Origin of the sequence: Xanthomonas sp. 3058, assembly GCF_014199765.1 — a bacterium.
GTDB lineage: Bacteria > Pseudomonadota > Gammaproteobacteria > Xanthomonadales > Xanthomonadaceae > Xanthomonas > Xanthomonas campestris_B.
The window spans coordinates 609,063-628,409 of the sequence record NZ_JACHOF010000001.1 but is presented as its reverse complement, the minus strand read 5'-3'; the positions used below and the strand labels follow the sequence as shown (position 1 = coordinate 628,409).

The following is a 19,347-nucleotide window of genomic DNA, read 5'->3' as shown; positions in this document are numbered from 1 at the left end:
ACTGCCGGGGCGTTGTGTTTGTGCGCCGCCTTCGCCGCACACCGGACCGGCCCCACAGCGCCGCAGCCCTGGCCTGGTGACAAAGCACAATCGGATCTAACCGTACGCCATCACTGCATTGGCGCTTCAGTTGTATGGCTATATGGCCGATATCCAGTGTCAGCTAACGACGCGTACGGATATGACGACCACCACGACTTCGGCTTCAGACACACGCGAATTTGATTTTGGCGACCGCGATTTCAAGCGCGTTTGCGATCTGATCTATCAGCGTGTCGGCATCGCTCTGGCTCCGGCCAAGCGCGACATGGTGTATGGCCGGCTATCGCGTCGTCTGCGCGTGCTCGGCCTGCGCTCCTTCCGCGACTATCTGGACCAGCTGGAAGCAGGTAACGACGAAGAAGAATGGCAGGCGTTCACCAATGCGCTGACCACCAATCTGACTTCGTTCTTCCGCGAGCCGCATCACTTCGACAAGCTGCGCGAAGAACTGCAAAAGCGCGCCTCGCAGGCACCGTTGAAGATCTGGTCGTGTGCGGCCTCCACCGGCGAGGAGCCCTACTCCATCGCCATCACCGCCTGCGAAGCCTTCGGCTCGCTGACGCCGCCGGTGAGCATCATCGCCACCGACGTCGATACCCAGGTGCTGGAAACCGCCTCGCGCGGCGTCTATGCCATCGACCGCGTCGCCTCGCTGGATGCATCGATCAAGCGCAAGTATTTCCAGCGCGGCAGCGGCCCCAACGAAGGCAAGTGCCGGGTGATTCCGGCGCTGCGCCAGCTCATCGAATACAAACAGTTGAATCTGCTGGCCCCGCGCTACGACGTCGGCGGCCCGTATGCGGCGCTGTTCTGCCGCAACGTGATGATCTATTTCGACAAGCCCACCCAGCGCGGCATCCTGTCGCGTCTGGTCAGCCACATGGGCGACGACGGCCTGCTGTACACCGGGCACTCGGAGAACTACCTGCACGCGTCCGACCTGATCCAGCCGTGCGGGCGCACGCTGTATCGGCGCTCCCCGCGCGCGGGAGCGGCCAAATGAGTACGGCCGTGCAAGTGGACGATGTCATGCGCTACCGCGACTCGCGGTTCCAGACCATCACCGCCAAGCTGCTGCCCACCCAGTACCTGGTGGTGGACGACGACACCGCATTGACGACCACCTTGGGATCGTGTGTTGCCGCCTGTCTGCGCGACCCGGTCCTGAAGATCGGCGGCATGAACCACTTCCTGCTGCCGGAAGGCCAGGTCGGCGATGGCGCACCCGCGCGCTACGGCAGTTATGCGATGGAGTTGCTGATCAACGATATGCTCAAGCGCGGCGCGCATCGCAAGCGGATCGAGGCCAAGGTCTTCGGTGGCGCCAACGTGCTCAAAGGCTTTACCAGCAACCCGGTCGGCACCCGCAACGCCGAGTTCGTGCGTCAGTACCTGATGGCAGAACACATTCCCATCATTGCCGAAGATCTGTGCGGCATCCATCCGCGCAAGGTGTGGTTCTTCCCGACGACCGGACGCGTCGTGGTGCAGCGCTTGCCGCATGCACACGAAGCCGAGGTCGCCGCCGCCGAATCGGCCGTGCGCGCCCGTCTGTCCAAAGCACCGGTCACCGGTGGAGTGGAGTTGTTCGAATGACGCTGGAAACTCCTGTGCGTGTATTGATCGTCGACGATTCGGCGGTCGTACGTCAGATGCTCACCGAAATCCTGTCGCGCGATCCCGGCATCGAAGTCATCGGCTCGGCCGCCGACCCGATCCTGGCGCGCGAAAAGATCAAACGCCTCAATCCGGACGTGATCACGCTGGATGTGGAAATGCCGCGCATGGACGGGCTGGTGTTCCTGGAAAACCTCATGCGTCTGCGCCCCACCCCGGTGGTGATGATCTCCTCGCTGACCGAACGTGGCGCCGACACCACCTTGCAGGCGTTGTCGTTGGGTGCGGTGGATTTCGTCTCCAAGCCCAAGATCGACGTCGCGCGCGGGCTGGAAGGCTATGCCGAAGAAATCGTCAGCAAGGTCAAGATGGCCGCCAAAGCCAAGGTCAGCGCGCTCAACCGTCCCAGCGCGCCCAAGCTCACCTTGGACATGCAATCGGCACCTGTCGCCGGTAGCGCGCTGCGCTTCCGCACCACCGACCGCCTGATCGCCATCGGCGCCTCGGCAGGCGGCACCGAAGCCCTGCGTGTGGTGCTGGAGCGCATGCCCGCAGACGCACCGGCCGTGGTGATGACCCAGCACCTGCCGGCCAGCTTCAGCACCGCATTCGCCGAACGCCTCGATCGCCACTCGGCCATGTCGGTGCGCGAAGCCAGCGATGGCGAAGCGATCCTGCCCGGCCATGCCTATCTGCCGCCGGGCGGCCAGCACCTGCGCATCATCCGCGACGGCGCCCGCTGGCGCTGCCGTATCGACGACGGCCCGCCGGTCAATCGCCACAAGCCGGCGGTCGACGTGTTGTTTCGTTCGGTCGCCGCCAATGCCGGCCCTAATGCGGTCGGCGCCATCCTCACCGGCATGGGCGACGACGGCGCACGCGGCTTGCTGGAAATGCTGCAGGCCGGCGCGCCTACCCTGGTGCAGGACGAGGCCACCAGCGTGGTCTGGGGCATGCCCGGTGCCGCCTACAAACTTGGTGCCGCGCAGGAAGTGCTGCCATTGGAACGTATCGCCGAACGCCTGATCGCGCTGTCGGCCCAGGCACGCTGATTCCCACATGACCGCGCTGCCGCCGCGTTCGACCGAGCAGGCGGAGGTGCCCCGCACAGCGGGGACCACCTCCGAGGGCGCTGCACATCCGCTGGCGGACAATCCCACGCATCTCAGTCAGATGGTGACCAGCCTGTCCGACAGCGGCTCGCTCAAATCCTGCCCGGTCACCGCGGGCATCGCCAAGGCTGGCGAACATCCGCAGGACCGACGTTCGCGCCTGCTCGCAGAAGCGCTGGATGGCAGCAGCAGCGCCATCCTCATCTGCGACCTGCAATCGTGCCTGCTCTACGCCAACGACGGCTTCGAGCGCATGTTCGGCTACACCGAAGCCGAACTGGTGGGCCGGCGCCCTTCCGATGTCCTCACCCGCGCGCAAAGCGACCAGAACGAAGTCGCTCGCGTGCGCGAACGCGCCGATGCCTTGCAGCACACCCAGGCCGACCTGCTGGTGTACCGCAAGGACGGCACGCCGCTGTGGATCTCGCTCAACTTCAACCCGATCTACGACGCCAGGCACAATCCATCGCATTACATCGCGGTGCTGACCGACATCACCGACACCAAGATGCACGAGGTGCTGCAGCATCGCGTGCTCGAAGCGCTGGTGCAGGAGCGGCCATTGGTCGAGGTGATGACGCTGATCTGCACCGAAGTCGAACGCATTGCACCAGACGTGGTGGCCACGGTGACGAGCGTCGACAATCAGGGCCGCCTGCATTCGCTGGCTGCGCCCAGCCTGCCATCCGAGTACGCCGAAGCACTCAACGGGCTGAAGATCTCGCCCAACGCCGGCGCCTGCGGTACCGCTGCCTGGCGCGGCCGCGCGGTGATGGTGGAGGACATCGCCACCGATCCGCTGTTCGCGCAGTATCGCGAACTGGTGCTGCCCATGGGCTTGCGCGCGTGCTGGAGCACCCCGATCCGGTCCAACAGCTCGCGCGTGCTCGGCACCTTTGCGTTGTATTACCGCAAGCCGCAGCGCGCCGACGCCTGGCATGTCCGCCTCACCGACCTGTGCCAGCAGTTGTGCACGCTGGCACTGGAACGCGAGCAGATCCGCCAACGCGTGCATCAACTCGCCTTCTACGATGGGCTGACCGGCCTGCCCAACCGCATCATGTTCAGCGCGCGCGCCGAGCAGGCGTTGACCCAGGCCGAGTACGCAGGCGAACCGGTTGCGCTGATGTTCGTCAATATCGATCGTTTCAAACTGATCAACGACAGCCAGGGGCATGCGGCCGGCGATGCGTTGTTGCGCGACATCGCGCTACGGATCAGCGAGCAATTGGCCGTTACCGCCATGCTGGCCCGCGTGGCCGGCGATGAATTTGCACTGGCCTTGCCGCAATGCAGTGCCGAGCAGGCCAGCGCCACCGCAGAGCGCCTGCTGAGCAGCATCGCCGGCCCGTTACCGGTGGGCCACATGACCGTGCATCCGTCTGCCAGCATCGGCGTGGCGATGTTTCCCGAAGACGGAAGCGACATCACCATCCTGCTGCGGCATGCCGACCTGGCGATGAATCGCGCCAAGCAGGAAGGCGGCGGACGTTTCCGCTTTTTCAGTTCCGACATGAATCGCATGGCGCAGGAGCGCGTGGCACTGGAAGCGGAGTTGCGTCAGGCGATCGAGCGCGACGAGCTGCAACTGCATTACCAACCGCAACTGCTTAGCGCCGCGCCGCACGCGTTGTATGGCGTGGAAGCACTGCTGCGCTGGAATCACCCGCACCTCGGCACCATCTCGCCTGCGCGCTTCCTGCAGGTTGCCGAAGAGCAAGGCATGATGCCGCAGCTCAACGATTGGGTGCTGCGCCGCGCCTGTCGGCAGATCGCCGACTGGCGCCAGCGCGACGTGCCGGTGACGCACGTGTCGGTGAATCTGTCGGCCAGCAGTTTCGAAAGCCCTCGCATGCTGCCCGACCTGCTTGGGCTGATTGCCGAAGAAGGCGTGCTGCCATCGGACCTCACCCTGGAAATGACCGAAAGCGTGATGTTGTCCGGCCAGCCAGGCGTGCTGGAAAATCTGCACGCGATTCGCGAAGCCGGCATCGCACTGTCGCTGGATGACTTCGGCACCGGCTATTCCAGCCTGAGCCATCTGCACCGTCTGCCGATCGACGAACTCAAGCTGGACATGAGCTTCGTCCGCGACATCGAACACAGCGAAGACGCTCGCGCCCTCACCACTTCGGTGCTGCGCATCGGCGCGCATCTGCGCAAGCATGTGGTCGCCGAAGGCGTCGAAAACGAAGCGCAGCGTCTGTTTCTCGCCGATCTGGGCTGCGAAGTGCTGCAGGGCTATCTGTTCTCACGGCCACTACCGGCTGCGGCGTTGGAAGCCTGGTTGGACGCACAGCCTTAAGTCGGCCAACGCAGCGACCCCGTCGCCATCAAGGCAGGCGCCGCTATCGGCAGGTGCGTGTGCATCACGCATACATGCTGCCCCTGAATTCACCGTCCCCAGTTACCTGCCGCGTTGATCGCGCGCTTTCTGGCTACGTTTGGACTACGGGATCGCGATTTTGTGGGGACGCGAGATCTCGATTTTTTCGCGAAGATTGGATGCCATGCATGCGGCGATCACAGGGCGGAAGCGCTGCTGCCTGGCTGCAGGGTCCTTGCCCGTCCGCCGGCGTGGGCACCCAGCTACACGACGATCGGCAATGATCCAGGCTCTCACGGTGGCCCACGTCGGCTCTCGACACCTAAACTGCCAGAATCCGAACAGATAAGGCTCTTACGCGGCATCCATGCCGCGTAAGGTCCCGCGACGGTGGGCGGGCAAGGACCACCGGAGATGGTCGGTGCGCAGAGTTACAAGATGCATGGTGTACTTCTGACTCGCTGGCTCAAATGCAGCTCTGCGACTGGCACCAGCAAGCCAACGCAAGTCGCGAAGTGGCCGGCTTTCATCTCGCTACCGACCAACTCTCTGGTGCGGTGTCCTTACCGCTTGCGGGACCGTGTGGCGGCATGGATGCCGCCACCGAGCCTCCACGGACGGATTCACGGCGTGTCCCGCGAGCGGTGAGGGCACCGCGCCCTCGATTAACCAGGCTGTTGACTTAAAGCACTCGGCTGCACCTAAACGATGCGACGACGACATCGGCTGCATGCGCGCCGCGCTAGGCTAATGCGTTGTCGAATGTCGGTCTGGTGGTCATGTCCAACGCAAACTCGTCGTCCTCTGGCCTGGTGCGTGTGCGCGGTGCGCGCGAGCACAACCTCAAGAACGTGGACGTGGACATCCCGCGCGATGCGCTGGTGGTGTTCACCGGGGTGTCCGGCTCGGGCAAGTCGTCGCTGGCGTTCGGCACCATTTTCGCTGAGGCGCAACGTCGATATCTGGATTCGATCTCGCCGTATGCGCGGCGCCTGATCGACCAGGTCGGCGTGCCGGAAGTGGATTCCATCGAAGGCCTGCCGCCGGCGGTGGCCTTGCAGCAGGCGCGCGGCGCGCCGAGTGCGCGCTCGTCGGTGGGCAGCGTCACCACCATCTCCAATTCCTTGCGCATGCTGTATTCGCGTGCGGGCAATTATCCACCGGGGCAGGAGATCATCTATGCCGATGGATTTTCGCCCAATACCCCGGCCGGTGCGTGCCCCACATGTCACGGGTTGGGGCGCATCTACGATGCCACCGAAGCGACGATGGTGCTCGATCGCACGCTGAGCATCCGCGATCGTGCGGTGGCCGCGTGGCCCGGTGCCTGGCATGGGCAGAACCAGCGCGACATCCTCACCACGCTGGGCCACGACGTCGATGTGCCCTGGCACACGCTGCCGAAGAAAACCCGCGACTGGATTCTCTACACCGACGAGCAACCGGTGGTGCCGGTGTACGCCGGTTACGACCTGGACGAGGTCAAGCGCGCGCTGCGTCGCAAGGAAGAGCCCAGTTACATGGGCACGTTCACCAGTGCGCGGCGCTATGTGCTGCACACCTTTGCCACCACTCAAAGCGCGCAGATGAAAAAGCGCGTGGCGCAGTACCTGATCAGCACGCAGTGCCCGCAGTGCGAGGGCAAGCGGCTGCGGCGCGAGGCGCTGTCTGTGACCTTTGCCGGGCTGGATATCGGCGAACTGTCGCGCCGGCCATTGGATGAGGTCGCCGAATTGCTGCGCCCCGCTGCCGAAGGTGGCGATGGCAAGCGCAAGCGCAACGACAGACGCACGCAGGCTGACGCGCATCCGGAACAGGCGATCGCCGCGCAACGCATCGCCGCCGATTTGCGTGCACGGATCGAGGTGGTGCAGGCGCTGGGTCTGGGCTATCTCAGCCTGGAGCGCAGTACGCCGACATTGTCGCCGGGCGAGCTGCAACGCCTGCGGCTCGCCACGCAGATCCGCTCGCAGCTGTTCGGTGTGGTGTACGTGATGGACGAACCCTCGGCGGGCCTGCATCCGGCCGATGCGCAGGCGCTGCTGGGCGCGCTGGATCAACTCAAGGCGGCGGGCAATTCGGTGTTCGTGGTCGAACACGAGGTGGATGTGATCCGCCATGCGGACTGGATCGTGGACGTCGGTCCTGCAGCAGGCGTGCATGGCGGGCAGGTGCTCTATAGCGGCCCGCCAGCGGGACTGGACGCTGTGGAGGCATCGTCCACGCGACGTTATCTGTTCGGCACGCCACCGGCGGTGCTAAGCCATGCGCGCGCCGCCACCGGTTGGCTGCAGCTGCGCGGCATCACCCGCAACAACGTGCGCGCGCTGGACGTGGATCTGCCGTTGGGTGTGTTCACCACGGTGACCGGCGTGTCCGGCTCGGGCAAGTCGTCGTTGGTGAGCCAGGCGTTGGTGGAATTGCTGGCCGCGCATCTGGGACAAACGCAGGCAGAAGACGAGGAGGCGGTCGATCCGCTGGAGCGTGGCACGCAGCTGCCGTTGGGCGGTGCGATCGTCGGCGGGCTCGACCAGGTGCGTCGCCTGGTGCGGGTGGATCAGAAACCGATCGGCCGCACGCCACGCTCCAATCTGGCCACCTACACGGGCCTGTTCGATCCGGTACGCAAGTTGTTTGCCGCAACGCCGGCCGCGCGCCGCCGCCGCTACGACCCTGGGCAGTTTTCGTTCAATGTCGCCAAGGGCCGCTGCGCCACCTGCGAGGGGGAGGGTTCGGTACACGTGGAGTTGCTGTTCATGCCCAGCGTCTACGCGCCGTGCCCCAGCTGCCACGGCGCGCGCTACAACGCCAAGACGCTGGAAATCGAACTGCGCGGGCACAGCATCGCGCAGGTGCTGGCGATGACGGTGGATCAGGCAGCAGCGTTTTTTGCCGACGACGCCAGCGTGCTGCGACCGCTGCAGGTATTGCGCGAAGTGGGGCTAGGCTATCTGCGCCTTGGGCAACCGGCCACCGAGCTATCCGGTGGCGAAGCGCAGCGCATCAAGCTGGCTACCGAACTGCAGCGTGCGCAACGGCGCGACACCGTATACGTGCTGGACGAGCCCACCACCGGCCTGCATCCGGCCGACGTGGATACCTTGATGACCCAGCTGCAAGGATTGGTGGACGCCGGAAATACGGTGGTCGTGGTCGAACACGATATGCGCGTGGCCGCCAGCAGCGATTGGGTGCTGGACATGGGGCCGGGCGCGGGCGGTGCGGGTGGCAACGTTGTTGTAGCTGGTACGCCTGATGTGGTTGCACGGCATCGCGGCAGCCGCACGGCCCCGTTCCTGGCGCAGGTGTTGCGCGGAAAATAAGCGGCTAACACACCCTCTCGAACGTTGTAGCGATGGCGGGAACGTGTTGGCTGGACGCGCCTTCGCTAACGAGTGAAGTGATGCCGGCATGGCAGCGAGATTGCTCGCATCGAAGAGAGCCGATCAGACCGCACTGCATCGCATCGCACGGCATGCACCGCTCGCAACCCTGCACACCGGCCCTCTCGACTGGCCCTTGCCCGCCCACCGTCGCGGGCGCTTACGCGGCATGGGTGCCGCGTAAGCGCCTGCACGGACATACTTGTGGCGTGTCCGGCGAGGGTGGGCGGAAGGGCCCTGCAGCCAAGCCGCAGATCCGCTGCTTTGCCCCGAGGCATCGGCACCGTTCGATGAGTTCTCAAGACGACCGAGAGCATGAGCGTCAGCGCAGTGTGGATGTTCCCAAGCCAACCTGGGTGCGATGCCCTCATCGCTAGCGGGACCTGCCGTACACCGATTGCACACTTGCATGCGCAATCGCGTAACCGCGTTCAGGGCAAACGCTGCTGGACGTGGAAACACGCGAGCGCCTCTACGAAATGCTGCGCCTTGGCAGGCCGTGGTGGGAGTTCGTGCTGCGTGCGGCCGCAGTCTATAGCGTGGTTTTGCTGTTAACGCGCATGACCGGCAAATGCACGCTAGGCCAGTCCACGCCGTTCGAGGTGCTGCGCCTCGTGCGCTGTTGGGAAGTGCGGTACAGAACGCCTTGATCGGAGAAGACGTCTGGCTGCCGGGCGGCATGATCCTGGCGGCAACCTCGTTGGTGTTGAACTGGCTGGTGGGCGTGCCGACCGCGCGCAGCCGCGGATCGCCAGCTGGGCGCAGGGCAAGCCCGCACTGCTGGCGCGTGGCGGCGAGATCTACTGGAAGGAGCTGGTCCGCCATAATGTCGGCTATGCAGATTTCGAGGTGGCAAAACGCAAGGCGGATCGCCGCGACGATGCCGGTAGCGACATGGCGATCCTGCAAACCTCCGGCGACATCAGTCTGCTGAAAAACGCTGGAGCGCAGGCGGGCCAGCGCGCGCTGGGCGTGCCGCGTTCTACAACCCCGATGCCTGCAGATCGATCACGAACCGATAGTGCACATCGTTGTCGTGGACGCGTGCGAAGGCGTCGTTGATGTCCTGCATGCGGATCAACTCGATATCGGCGACGATGCCGTGCTGCTGGCAGAACGCCAGCATCGCTTTGGTATCGGCGGTGCCGCCGGTGCCGGAGCTGGTGACCTTGCGCCGGCCCATCGCCAGCATCACCGGGCGAAAATCCAGCTGGTCGGGCAGGCCCAGCGTGCACAAGGTGCCGTCCAGGTTCAGTGCCTTGAGCATGTCGTTCATCGGATAGCTGCGCGAGACGGTGTCGAGAATGAAGTCGAAACGGAAGGCCTGTGCCTGCATCTGCGCCGTATCGGTGGACAGCACCACCTCGTGCGCGCCCAGGCGCTGCGCTTCTGCCGCTTTTTTCGGCGAGGTGGTGAAGGCCACCACGTGCGCGCCCATTGCACGCGCGAACTTGATGCCCAAGTGGCCAAGCCCGCCGATGCCGACCACGCCCACGGTGTGGCCGGGGCCGATCCCGTAGCGGTGCAGCGGCGCGAAGCTGGTGATGCCGGCGCATAGCAACGGCGCGGCGGCGGCCGGGTCCAGTCCCTCGGGAAGCGGATACACAAAGCGCGCGTCGGACACATAGAACTCCGCATAGCCGCCGCGTGTGCGGCTGCCGTCGACGCGGTCCAGGCCATCGAAGGTCAGCGTCGGAAACTCGCGGCAATACACTTCGTCGTGCGCCTGGCAAGGCGCGCAGTGCCGGCAGGAATCGACGATGGTGCCGATCATCACCTTCTGCCCCAGCGCCAACCCTTCGACGTCCGCACCGAGCTCGATGACTTCGCCGACGATTTCGTGGCCGGGGACCAGTGGGTACTCGCTGGCCCACTGGTTCACCGAATGCAGGTCCGAATGGCAGACGCCACAAAACAGCACCTTGATCGCAACATCATTGCCGCGCACGGCGCGTCGCTCGAACTGCCATGGCACCATCGCGCCCGCTTTTTCGAGGGCGGCATAGGCGCGGGTGGGGCGGCCGTGGCAGTCGGAAGGCGTGTGGGTCGAAGTCATGGGGTGGGTGCTTTACACTCTGCGGAACGTGTAAGGTTTACCTATTTACAAAAAATGTCAAGTGTAAAGTCCTCCGGGGTGCTGCCTGCGTCCGTCGCGCAGCCGGGCGCGAGCAAGGAGCAGCGTGTCATGGACGCGGCGCTGCAGCTGTTTCTGCGCCATGGCTACCGCAAGGTGAGCATGAGCGATATCGCGCAGGCCACGCAGATGTCGCGGCCGTCGCTGTACGCCGCGTTCGCCAACAAGGAAGCGATCTTCGCCGCGCAGGTGGCGCGCCAACGTGCGCTGTGCATGGCCGAAACCGCCCAGCGCGTGCGCGATACGCAGGACCTGCAGACCCAGTTGCGGCATCTGTTCGATATCTGGGTGCTGGAGCCGGTGGCGGCGGTGATCGACTCGGACAACGGCATCGATCTGGTGGCCAACTGCGGGGTGTATGCGCCCGCCGCGCTGGATGCGTTGTATCAGCAGATGGAAACCACGCTGGTGCAGTTGCTGAGTCCGCATGTACGCGACGACAGCGCGATGTCGGCTGCCGACATTGCCTACATCCTGCGCCTGGCCACGACCAGCCTCAAGGCCTCCGCCGACAATGTCATGGTGCTGCGGCGGTTGATCGCCGGGTTGATCCACATGGCATTGGCCACCGTGGGCGCGGGGCGGGATGCATCGCCCGCTGCCACCGCCGCACCGACCGACAAGAAAAAATCCGCGCGCCGTTGACGGCCGGCCAGGCGGCTGCGCGGTGATTGATTGTGGGTAACGACGAAGACGCACGGTCGTTCGCGCTGTTGCACCCGCGTGCGCACGGCGGTGCGCGCGGCGATGCGTAGGGCAACGCGTTTGCACGCCAGAACACGTATCGGGTACGCAGCGACGCGCTTCAACCAACGTCGGTTGAAACACCGACTCTGCGGCAAGACAACATGGCCGCCGCGTCGGCGCCGAACCTCTGCCGTAGCAGCAGGTCTGGCGCATGCGCGCCGCTGCCTGGCGACCGGCGGCTCAGCGAGCCTTGCAGAACAACGACAGGTCCACCGACTCGGCCATGCGTTGATACCCGGCATCGTTGGGATGCAGGAAGTCGCGGGTCAGGGCGGCGGGCAGCCACTCCGGCCTGGCGGGGTCGCGCAGCGCGGCGTCGAAGTCGATCACCGCATCGAATGCCTGCCCATCGCGGATGAAACCGTTGAGCGCCTGGCGTGTGGCCGCCGCCACCGGTTCGTAGCGATCGGAGTTGCCGAACGGCGTCAGCGTGGCGCCGATCACGGCGATGCCGTGTTGCTGCAGCCGGGTCACGATCTGGCGATACCCCAGCACCATGTCGGCGGCATTGCGGCCGGCAATCGCATCCGGCGGACCGCTGTGGCGGATGTCGTTGATGCCTTCGAACAGGATCACCTGGTCCACGCCGGGCAGCGCCAGCACGTCGCGGTCCAGCCGCGCCAGCGCGCTGGGGCTGCGGCCATCGTCGAGCAGCTTGTTGCCGCTGATGCCGGCGTTGAGCACCACCACGCTGCCGGGGCAACGCTGCTCCAACCGCCTGGCCAACAGGGCCGGCCAATCGCCATTGGCGCCGCGGGTGGCTGTGGCGCCTTCGGTGATCGAATCGCCCAGCGCCACCACCACGGTCTGGCGGGGATGCGGCGGTTGGACGTAAAGGGCGGAGATGACGTTCTGGCGATACGCCAAGGCCTTGCTGTCCGGCACCTCGGCCTGGCCCTTGACCACCCGCAATGCGGTACGGCGTACCGCCGGACGCGCCGGCGTGGGGAAATACAGGCTGACCGCCACCTCGCCCAATGCCGGTGCGCGCAACGGCACCGGGTCGCTGAGCAGCACGCCACCGGGCGGCACGGTCACGCTGGCGCGGCCATCGAAGCGCAGCGGTTGCGCGTCCCCGGCGCCGCCGAGCAGACGCGCGGTGCCCGCACCGATCGTCAGCGGTGCGGTGCCCAGCTCGTTGCTGATGCGCACGCGCAAGGCCACTGCCGCACTGCCCAGGCGCATGTCCTGGCGCACCGTTTCATCGGCAAAGTGCAGCGGCGTGTCGGCGCCGCCGTCGAGCCGGTCCGGCGTCGCCGAGGCGATCCAGGCCGGCACCCAGCGTGGTGCCGGGTGCGCAGTGGCCGGGCCCGCCAGCAAGACGCCCAGTGTCGCAGTCATCATCCATCGCCAGGCCATGCGCAAGACTCCGTTGTCGATCAGGAAAAGAACACGCCGCCGTTGACGTCCAGGTTGGCGCCATTGATGAAGCTGGCCGCATCCGATGCCAGGTACAGCGCCGCATCGGCGGCTTCGTCCGGGCGGCCTTCGCGTCGCAGCGGGGTGGCATTGGCAACGAAGGCCCGCACTTCCGGCTTGGTGAAGTCGTCATGGAAGCGGGTGGAGATCATGCCGCAGCACAGTGCGTTGACGCGGATGCCGCGCGGGCCCAGTTCCTTGGCCATCGCGCGCGAGAACGTCATCACCGCCGCCTTGGCGGTGGCGTAGATGGCCGCGCCCGGTCCGCCGCCATCGCGCCCGGCAAGCGAGGCGAAATTGACGATGGCGCCGCCTTCGCGCATATGCGGCGCCACCGCCTGGGTGGTCAGGTAGACCGATTTGAGGTTGAGGTCCATCACCTGATGGAAGAAGGCCTCGTCGATATCGGCCAGTGGCTTGCGTGCCAGCATGCCGCCGGCCACGTTGATCAGCACATCGATGTGCTGGCCGAAGGCGGTGCGGGTGGCGGTCAGCATGCCGGCCACGGCGGTGGCGTCGGTGACGTCGGCGCGGTGCAGGATGCCCTGGCCGCCGGCGGCCTGCAGTTGCGCCAGCGTGTCGCGCGCGCTGGCGTCGTCGTTGGCGTAGTTGATGCAGACCTTGGCGCCGGCCGCAGCCAGCTTGAGCGAGATGGCGCGGCCGATATCGCGGCCACCGCCGGTGACGATGGCGACCTTGTCGTGGAATTGCATGCGGGTATGTCCTGTTGGTGTGGGCAAAGCGGAGAAGGCAGCGGGCACGGTCAGGTGCCCGGTGCGTCGAGTCGGTGGATGCGGCCGGTGACCAGCCACAGCGCGGCCAGCGAGGCCGGCACCAGCGCAGCGACCAGGATGAACATCGGGGCGTACGAGGTCGCGGTCATCACCGGGACAAGCCAGGTGGTGATCAAGGTGCCGGCCACTGCGGCCATGCCGCCGATGCCGGCCAACGAGCCGACCGATTTGCCGGCAAACAGATCGCCGGGCAGGGTCTGGATATTGCCGATGGCGATCTGGAAGCCGAACAGCACGGCGGCAATCGTCAGCACCGCCATGCGCGGGTCGGCCGCCTGCACGGCGCCAAGCAGCGCCGGCGCCATGATCGCCCCGCCCAGGGTGATGGTCCATTTGCGCGCGCGGTCCACGCTCCAGCCGGCCGCGATCAGCCGCCCGGACAGCCAGCCGCCGCACAGGCTGCCCAGCATCGCGCCGACGAACGGCACCCAGGCGAACGCGCCGATCTGCTTGATGTCGAAGTGGAAGGTCTCGGCCAGGTAGATCGGCAGCCACGACACGAACAGCCACCAGATCGGGTCCAGGAAGAACCGCGCCAGCACGATCCCCCAGCTTTGCCGGTGCGACATCAGCTGGCGCAGCGTGGGCAGGTAGGTCGGCGGCGGCGCGCTGCCGGTCTCGGGCGCATCCAGGATCAACGCACGCTCGGCCGCGTTGACCCAGGGATGCCGGTCCGGCCCGGCGCGGTAGATCACCAGCCACGGCAGCAACCACAGCATGCCGAGCACGCCGATCAGCACGAACGTGCCCTTCCAGCCGAACGACAGGAACAGCAGCGCGATCAGCGGCGCCGAGACGATCGCGCCGATGGAGGCGCCGGCATTGAAGATGCCCTGCGCCAACGCACGCTCGCGCGCGGGAAACCATTCCGCATTGGCCTTGACCGCGCCCGGCCAGGCGCCGGCTTCGCTGATGCCCAGCAGTGCGCGCACCACCGAGAACGCCATGATGGAGTGGGTGACGGCATGCAGCGCGATGGAGATCGACCACACCGCGATGGACAAGGCAAAGCCGAGCCGGGTGCCGATGATGTCGAACAGCCTCCCGAACACGAACTGCCCGGCGGCATAGAACAGCATGAAGATGGTGACCAGCAGCGCGTAGTCTTCCTTGGTGGCGCCGATGTCGCGCGAGATCGCCGGCCACATCACCGCCAACGCATTGCGGTCGATGTAGTTGATCACCGTGGCCACCGCGATCAGCGCCACGATCAGCCAGCGCACCGCCGAGCGCTTGCCCGCAGGGCCCGTGCGGGTGGAGGTGGTGGCGGTGCTCATTGCGCACCTGCGGCGCGATCGAAGCGCGCGTAGCCGCCGCGCCAGCGGTAGCGCTGACCGGCCGCCTGCACCTGGTGGGTGCGTTGCGCATCGGCATCGTCGGCCACCGCCAGCGCGATGCGCTGGCCGCCGACCAGGGTGAGCACGATCACCTCGGCATCGTCGCCGCGCACGCGCTCGATGGCGCGGATGCGGCTGTTGGCGCCATGCACGTATTCGGCGGTGCCGTTGTATTCGCCATGCGGTTCCAGCACGCCGAAGAAGCTGACATTGGCCTGCCCATCGACGCGCTGGATCAGTGCTGGTTCGCGGCGCAGGTTGAAGTTCGGGTCGTTGGCGCCGCTTTCCACCAGCAACGCACGCGCAGGCGCGCTGCTGCCGAAGCGGTAGCTGTAGAAACGGCCGGCGAGCAGCCAGCTCAGGCTGCGCGTGTCGGTGCTCGCCTCGCTGGAGGCGTCGACCCACAGATGCTGATAGCCGTTGGCCTTGCCCAGCACCGCACGTTGCGTCAGTGCGCGCTCTGCGGTGAAGCCGACCTGCATGATCTGCCCGTCGAAGTGCAGCGGCAGGTCGTAACGTGCCGGAGCGCTGGCGGTGACGCGCAGCAGGTCGACCACCACCGGCAGGCGCAGCTCCGGGTGCGACAGCAAGGCCTGGGTGCGGGTAAAGGTGACTCCGTCGTAGGCCTGCTGCATGCGCGCCGACACGATCTGGGTGTCGGCATCGCTGGCGAACAGCAGCTGCGTCGGCGCGTGTTGCTCGCCCACTTTCCAGTCGCCGTTGAAGTGGCTGGTCTCGTTCACCACCAGCGTGTTGTGCGCAACGGTCTGCTTGGCCCAGCTGGTGTTTTCCGGCAGATAGATGCCGCCGGCCTTGGCTTCCACATTCAAGAAACGCGCCGCACCGTAGTCGGTGACCACGCGCTGGCCGTTGTCGTAGAACAGCCAGTTCAACTTGTCGAAGTGGCCGTGGCCCATGCCTTGCGAGGTGTTCTTCATCACCAGCGTCTGGCCGTCGTCGCCACCGCTGCGCAGGATCGCCAGCGCGCCCTGGTCGCCCTGCGCGCCATCGCGCAGCGACACGCTGCCGAAGGCGAACGGTTGGGCGCGGCCTTGCGCGAGCGCGGTGGCCACGGCCAGGCCTTCGGGCGTGAGCAGCACGCGGCGCTGGCGTTGTGCGATGGACAGCAGCTGCGCGTCGTGGGTCTGCGCGTAGGCGATGCCGATGCCGGCCACCAGTTCTTCGGTGTCCAGGCCCTTGTCGAGGATGGCGTCGTTGATCGGGAAGAAATAGCCGCCGTAGCTGCTCTGCACCAGGCTGTCCACGGCTTTGAGCAGCACGCCGTCGCGGCGCTGGAAGATGCGCTGCTGCGGCTGGTTGCGCGCGATCGCGTTGGCGAACAGCACGAACGGCGCCAACGCATAGCGTTGGTAATACGGGCCTTCGGCGTAGTAGCCGTCCGGCGAGAACAGCTGGTCCACCTGCGCCAGGAAGCCGGCCTTGCCATCGCGCTTGCTGCCGCGCAGCGCCTTGTCCACCAAGGCCTGATCGCGCAACACATAGCCGGTCATGCCGACCGCGGCCACCGCCCAGGTGGCGTGGTTGTGGATCTTGTCGAAGTTGTCGGCGCTTTCGTCGCACAGAAAGTGCGCCATGCGCGCGAACACATCGCGGTCGATGGTGGCGCGGTCCTGCGCGCTGAGCGTGTCGCGGATGGCGTCGTAGCCCTGGCTTGCGTAGACCAGCCACACCGAGTCGTTCAAGGACTGCCAGAACAGCCGCCCCGGTACCTGGCCGCGCCCGGCGGGGTGTGCGCCCAGCGTGGGATACAGGCGTGCGTAGGCCAGCAGCACGTCGCGCGCATAGTCGGCATAGGCGCGATCGCCGGTGAGCCGGTACAGCGCGCCGGCCGCCTGGATGGCCTGGTAGTTGCGTTTGTGCTGCTCGTGGCTGGCACCGCCGCCGGGATCCCTGGGCACCGGCACGTCCACGCCGGCCTTCATCGCCGCGCGCACGCTGGCTTGTGCGCGCGCCTGTTCGCGGGCGAACAGCGGCAGTTTGGCGCCATCGCTGGCCATGTCGCGCCATTGCTGGGCGCTCACCAGCACCGGCGCGGCGTCGGTCGCGCGCTGTTGCGGCTGCGCCGCTTGCTCGGCCGCAGGTGACGGGGCGGCGATGCAGGGCAGGGCGCTGCCGGCGCCGACCAGGACCAGCAGCAACAGGCGGGTGGAACGGGTCATAGCAGGGGCTCCGCTGCGTCGGCGCGCAACGCCGGGGTGCCGACGAACTGGTTGCCGCTGGCGATGAGGTGGGGCGTGCCGGTGGTGCGCTGCGCCAGGATCGCGGCGCTGTCGACGAAGCGGTTGTTGCGCAGCGCAATGCGTTGCACGCCGTGCAGGCGCAGCGACGCATCCGCAGCGCGGCCGACCTGCGTGAAGTGCGAGTCGCTCACCTGCAGCACCGGGCCGAAGGTGCTTTCGTCGCGGCCACCGCGATACAGGTCCAGCACCGGCCCGGCGACGCGGTGGAACTGCGACTGCCGCACCGTCACCTGTTCGACGTTGTAGGTGCCACGGTCGTCGGTTTCGGCGCGCGCGGACAGCACCCGGCCGGAGACGTCTTCGACCAGCAATCTGTCCAGCAGGATGTGGTCGGCCAGGCTGCCCTTGCCGAGTGCGATCACATCGAAGCCGGGGTGCGCGTCCAGATGATGCAGGTGCGTGTCGCGCAGCGTGAGCTGGTACTGCGCCACCGCGGTGCCGGGCTTGGTGCGGATCACCGCGTTGCCCGGCCGCGCGGGCGCGGCGCGGCCGTCGATCTCGAGCCGGGCCAGGCTGAGCGAGCCGCCGGGTGCGATCTGGAATAGCGCCGGTTGCGAAAAGCGGATCTGTGCGCGGCCGCGTGGCGGGCCTTCCAGCGTCAGCGGCCGGTCCACGTCGAGGATGTCATCGACCTGGTAGCGCCCTGCGTCCAGTTGCAGGCGATCGCCGGGGCTGGCCTGCGCCACGGCGTCGGTCAGGCTGGCCGGGCCCGGTCGCACGCGCGTGCGGCGGCCGCTGTCGGTCACTGCCTGCGCTGCCTGCTTGGGGTACCAGCTCACGCCCACCTGCGCGCGCGCGATGTAGCTCAGCGCCGGGTCGGCGCCGACGCCAGTGGCGTTGTCGGCGACCAGCAGGCCGGTGCTGGCGCGGGTCATCGTCACCTGGCGGCTGTTGACGCCGCCGGGCAGGCGGGTGGAGGCCAGCGGGCTTTGCAGGTTGCTGGCGAAGGCGATGCCGGAGAGATCGCCCAGCACGCGCACCGGGTCGTTGGCGGCCACGATCAGGTTGCCGGCAAAGCGGCTGTTGATCGGCGCGGCGGTGCGCTCGGCATCCATGCCGGCACCGAAGTACAGCTGGTTGACGGTCACGAAGGTGTTGCGCTCGATGCGCGCCTGGTCCACCTGCACGTAGCGGTTGGCGGGCGAGTTGGGCACCCCGTACATGATGCTCAGCGCCGACGAATAGCCATCGCCGGCCAGGTTTTCCAGGTAGTTGTGGCGCACGGTCTGCTTGCGGTTGATCACGCGGATGCCGCCGGTGTCGGCCTTGCCGTCGCCGAAGAACACGTTGCGCTCGACCAGGTTGCCATCGCCATGCCGCAGTACCAGCGCGCCGCGCGATTGCTTGAACACATTGCCACGGTAGGTATTGCCGCCGGACTTGTTGGAGACCACCTCCACCTCGCCGTCGCAGCCTTCGAACCAGTTGTTGTCCACCAGCGAGTTGGAGGCGCTGTCGGCATCGCTGCTGGTGCCGATGCGTAGCGTCTCGCCACCATTGGCGCCCAGGTTGGGGCGTGGCCCGAACCAGTTGTGGTCGATGCGATGGCGATTGTCCAGGCCCTGGGTGGCATCGCGCACCACCACCAGGGTGGGGCCGGCATTGGTCTTGCCGACCAGCTGGTTGTGGTCGAAGCGGTTGTCGCTGTCGTACAGCGCCACCCAATTGTCCGAATCGCCGCGGGTGGGCTTGCTGAAGCCGTCCACCACCACCCCGGTGATGCGGCTGTGGCGCGCGCGTTCCTTGCTGGAGATGCGGTACGACAGCACCGCATCGCCCGGGCTGTGGCCGTCGCGGAACACCAGGTTGGACACCACCAGGTAGGTGCCGGCCATGCGCAGTTCGGAGGTGCCGCTGATGATTACCTTGCCGGGCGTCTGTGCGGTGAGGGTGATCGGCTGCTCGGCAGTGCCTTGCCCGCGCAGCACGATGGCGAAATCCCGCCACTGTCCATCGGCCAGCACGATGCGATCGCCGGCACGTAGCGCGGCCGCTGCCACGGCGTACTCGCTCTGGTCGTGTACCAGGTACTCGGTGGCCTTGGCCGAGCCGATCCAGGCAGGCGCACACAGCAGCAAAAGGCAGGCAAGGGACACGGGCGATCGCATCGGAGTGCTCCTGGACGCAGGCGCGTCGGTGATGGGCGAGAGTAGCAGTGCAGGCCGGGTCGTCAAC

At 66.5% G+C, this 19,347-nt stretch carries 12 protein-coding genes; 6 read left to right on the top strand and 6 right to left on the bottom strand.

Translation table 11 applies throughout. The annotated features are described in order from the left end of the window. Nucleotides 1–181 precede the first annotated feature (181 nt). The 5 genes from GGR61_RS02910 to GGR61_RS02890 all read left to right on the top strand — a co-directional run bounded on the left by GGR61_RS02910 (nucleotide 182) and on the right by GGR61_RS02890 (nucleotide 8,420). Nucleotides 182–1,045, top strand: a complete 864-nt coding sequence (locus tag GGR61_RS02910; protein ID WP_184408635.1) for a CheR family methyltransferase — start codon at nucleotides 182–184, stop codon at nucleotides 1,043–1,045. Next, nucleotides 1,042–1,638, top strand: coding sequence for a chemoreceptor glutamine deamidase CheD (gene cheD / locus GGR61_RS02905; RefSeq protein WP_184408636.1), 597 nt, complete (start codon nucleotides 1,042–1,044; stop codon nucleotides 1,636–1,638). The genes GGR61_RS02910 and cheD overlap by 4 nt, the downstream gene beginning before the upstream one ends. Beyond that, nucleotides 1,635–2,711, top strand: coding sequence for a chemotaxis response regulator protein-glutamate methylesterase (locus GGR61_RS02900; protein WP_184408637.1), 1,077 nt, complete (start codon nucleotides 1,635–1,637; stop codon nucleotides 2,709–2,711). The genes cheD and GGR61_RS02900 overlap by 4 nt, the downstream gene beginning before the upstream one ends. 121 nt (nucleotides 2,712–2,832) lie before the next feature. Next, the gene (locus GGR61_RS02895; protein WP_260286866.1) at nucleotides 2,833–5,076 is read left to right on the top strand and encodes an EAL domain-containing protein; all 2,244 of its coding nucleotides are present in this window, start codon (nucleotides 2,833–2,835) and stop codon (nucleotides 5,074–5,076) included. An 800-nt stretch (nucleotides 5,077–5,876) separates the two neighbouring features. Then, nucleotides 5,877–8,420 (top strand): excinuclease ABC subunit UvrA, encoded by a 2,544-nt coding sequence (locus GGR61_RS02890; RefSeq protein WP_184620386.1) that lies wholly within the window; start codon nucleotides 5,877–5,879, stop codon nucleotides 8,418–8,420. Nucleotides 8,421–9,462: 1,042 nt separating this feature from the next. Here GGR61_RS02890 and GGR61_RS02885 read toward each other — a convergent pair. Continuing rightward, on the bottom strand, nucleotides 9,463–10,536 hold the full coding sequence (locus tag GGR61_RS02885) for an NAD(P)-dependent alcohol dehydrogenase (protein WP_184620385.1): 1,074 nt from the start codon (nucleotides 10,534–10,536) through the stop codon (nucleotides 9,463–9,465). A 129-nt stretch (nucleotides 10,537–10,665) separates the two neighbouring features. On the opposite strand from GGR61_RS02885, the gene GGR61_RS02880 reads away from it, so the two are divergent. Then, nucleotides 10,666–11,259 carry a TetR/AcrR family transcriptional regulator gene (locus tag GGR61_RS02880; RefSeq protein WP_260286822.1) on the top strand — a complete coding sequence of 198 codons (594 nt, stop codon included), beginning with the start codon at nucleotides 10,666–10,668 and terminating at the stop codon, nucleotides 11,257–11,259. A 282-nt stretch (nucleotides 11,260–11,541) separates the two neighbouring features. Here GGR61_RS02880 and GGR61_RS02875 read toward each other — a convergent pair whose 3' ends face one another. The 5 genes from GGR61_RS02875 to GGR61_RS02855 are packed head-to-tail and all read right to left on the bottom strand — an operon-like array spanning nucleotide 11,542 to nucleotide 19,280. Then, nucleotides 11,542–12,720: an SGNH/GDSL hydrolase family protein gene (locus tag GGR61_RS02875; RefSeq protein WP_260286821.1), complete on the bottom strand. Its 1,179-nt coding sequence runs from the start codon at nucleotides 12,718–12,720 to the stop codon at nucleotides 11,542–11,544. Nucleotides 12,721–12,740: 20 nt separating this feature from the next. After that, complete coding sequence (locus GGR61_RS02870; RefSeq protein ID WP_184620383.1) at nucleotides 12,741–13,493, bottom strand: glucose 1-dehydrogenase; 753 nt, start codon at nucleotides 13,491–13,493, stop codon at nucleotides 12,741–12,743. A 50-nt stretch (nucleotides 13,494–13,543) separates the two neighbouring features. After that, nucleotides 13,544–14,851 carry an MFS transporter gene (locus GGR61_RS02865; protein WP_184620382.1) on the bottom strand — a complete coding sequence of 436 codons (1,308 nt, stop codon included), beginning with the start codon at nucleotides 14,849–14,851 and terminating at the stop codon, nucleotides 13,544–13,546. Continuing rightward, entirely contained in the window at nucleotides 14,848–17,091 is a 2,244-nt protein-coding gene (locus GGR61_RS02860; protein WP_184620381.1) for an oligoalginate lyase, read from the bottom strand. The genes GGR61_RS02865 and GGR61_RS02860 overlap by 4 nt, the downstream gene beginning before the upstream one ends. Continuing rightward, entirely contained in the window at nucleotides 17,088–19,280 is a 2,193-nt protein-coding gene (locus GGR61_RS02855; protein WP_260286820.1) for a polysaccharide lyase 6 family protein, read from the bottom strand. The genes GGR61_RS02860 and GGR61_RS02855 overlap by 4 nt, the downstream gene beginning before the upstream one ends. Between the last annotated feature and the right edge of the window lie 67 nt (nucleotides 19,281–19,347).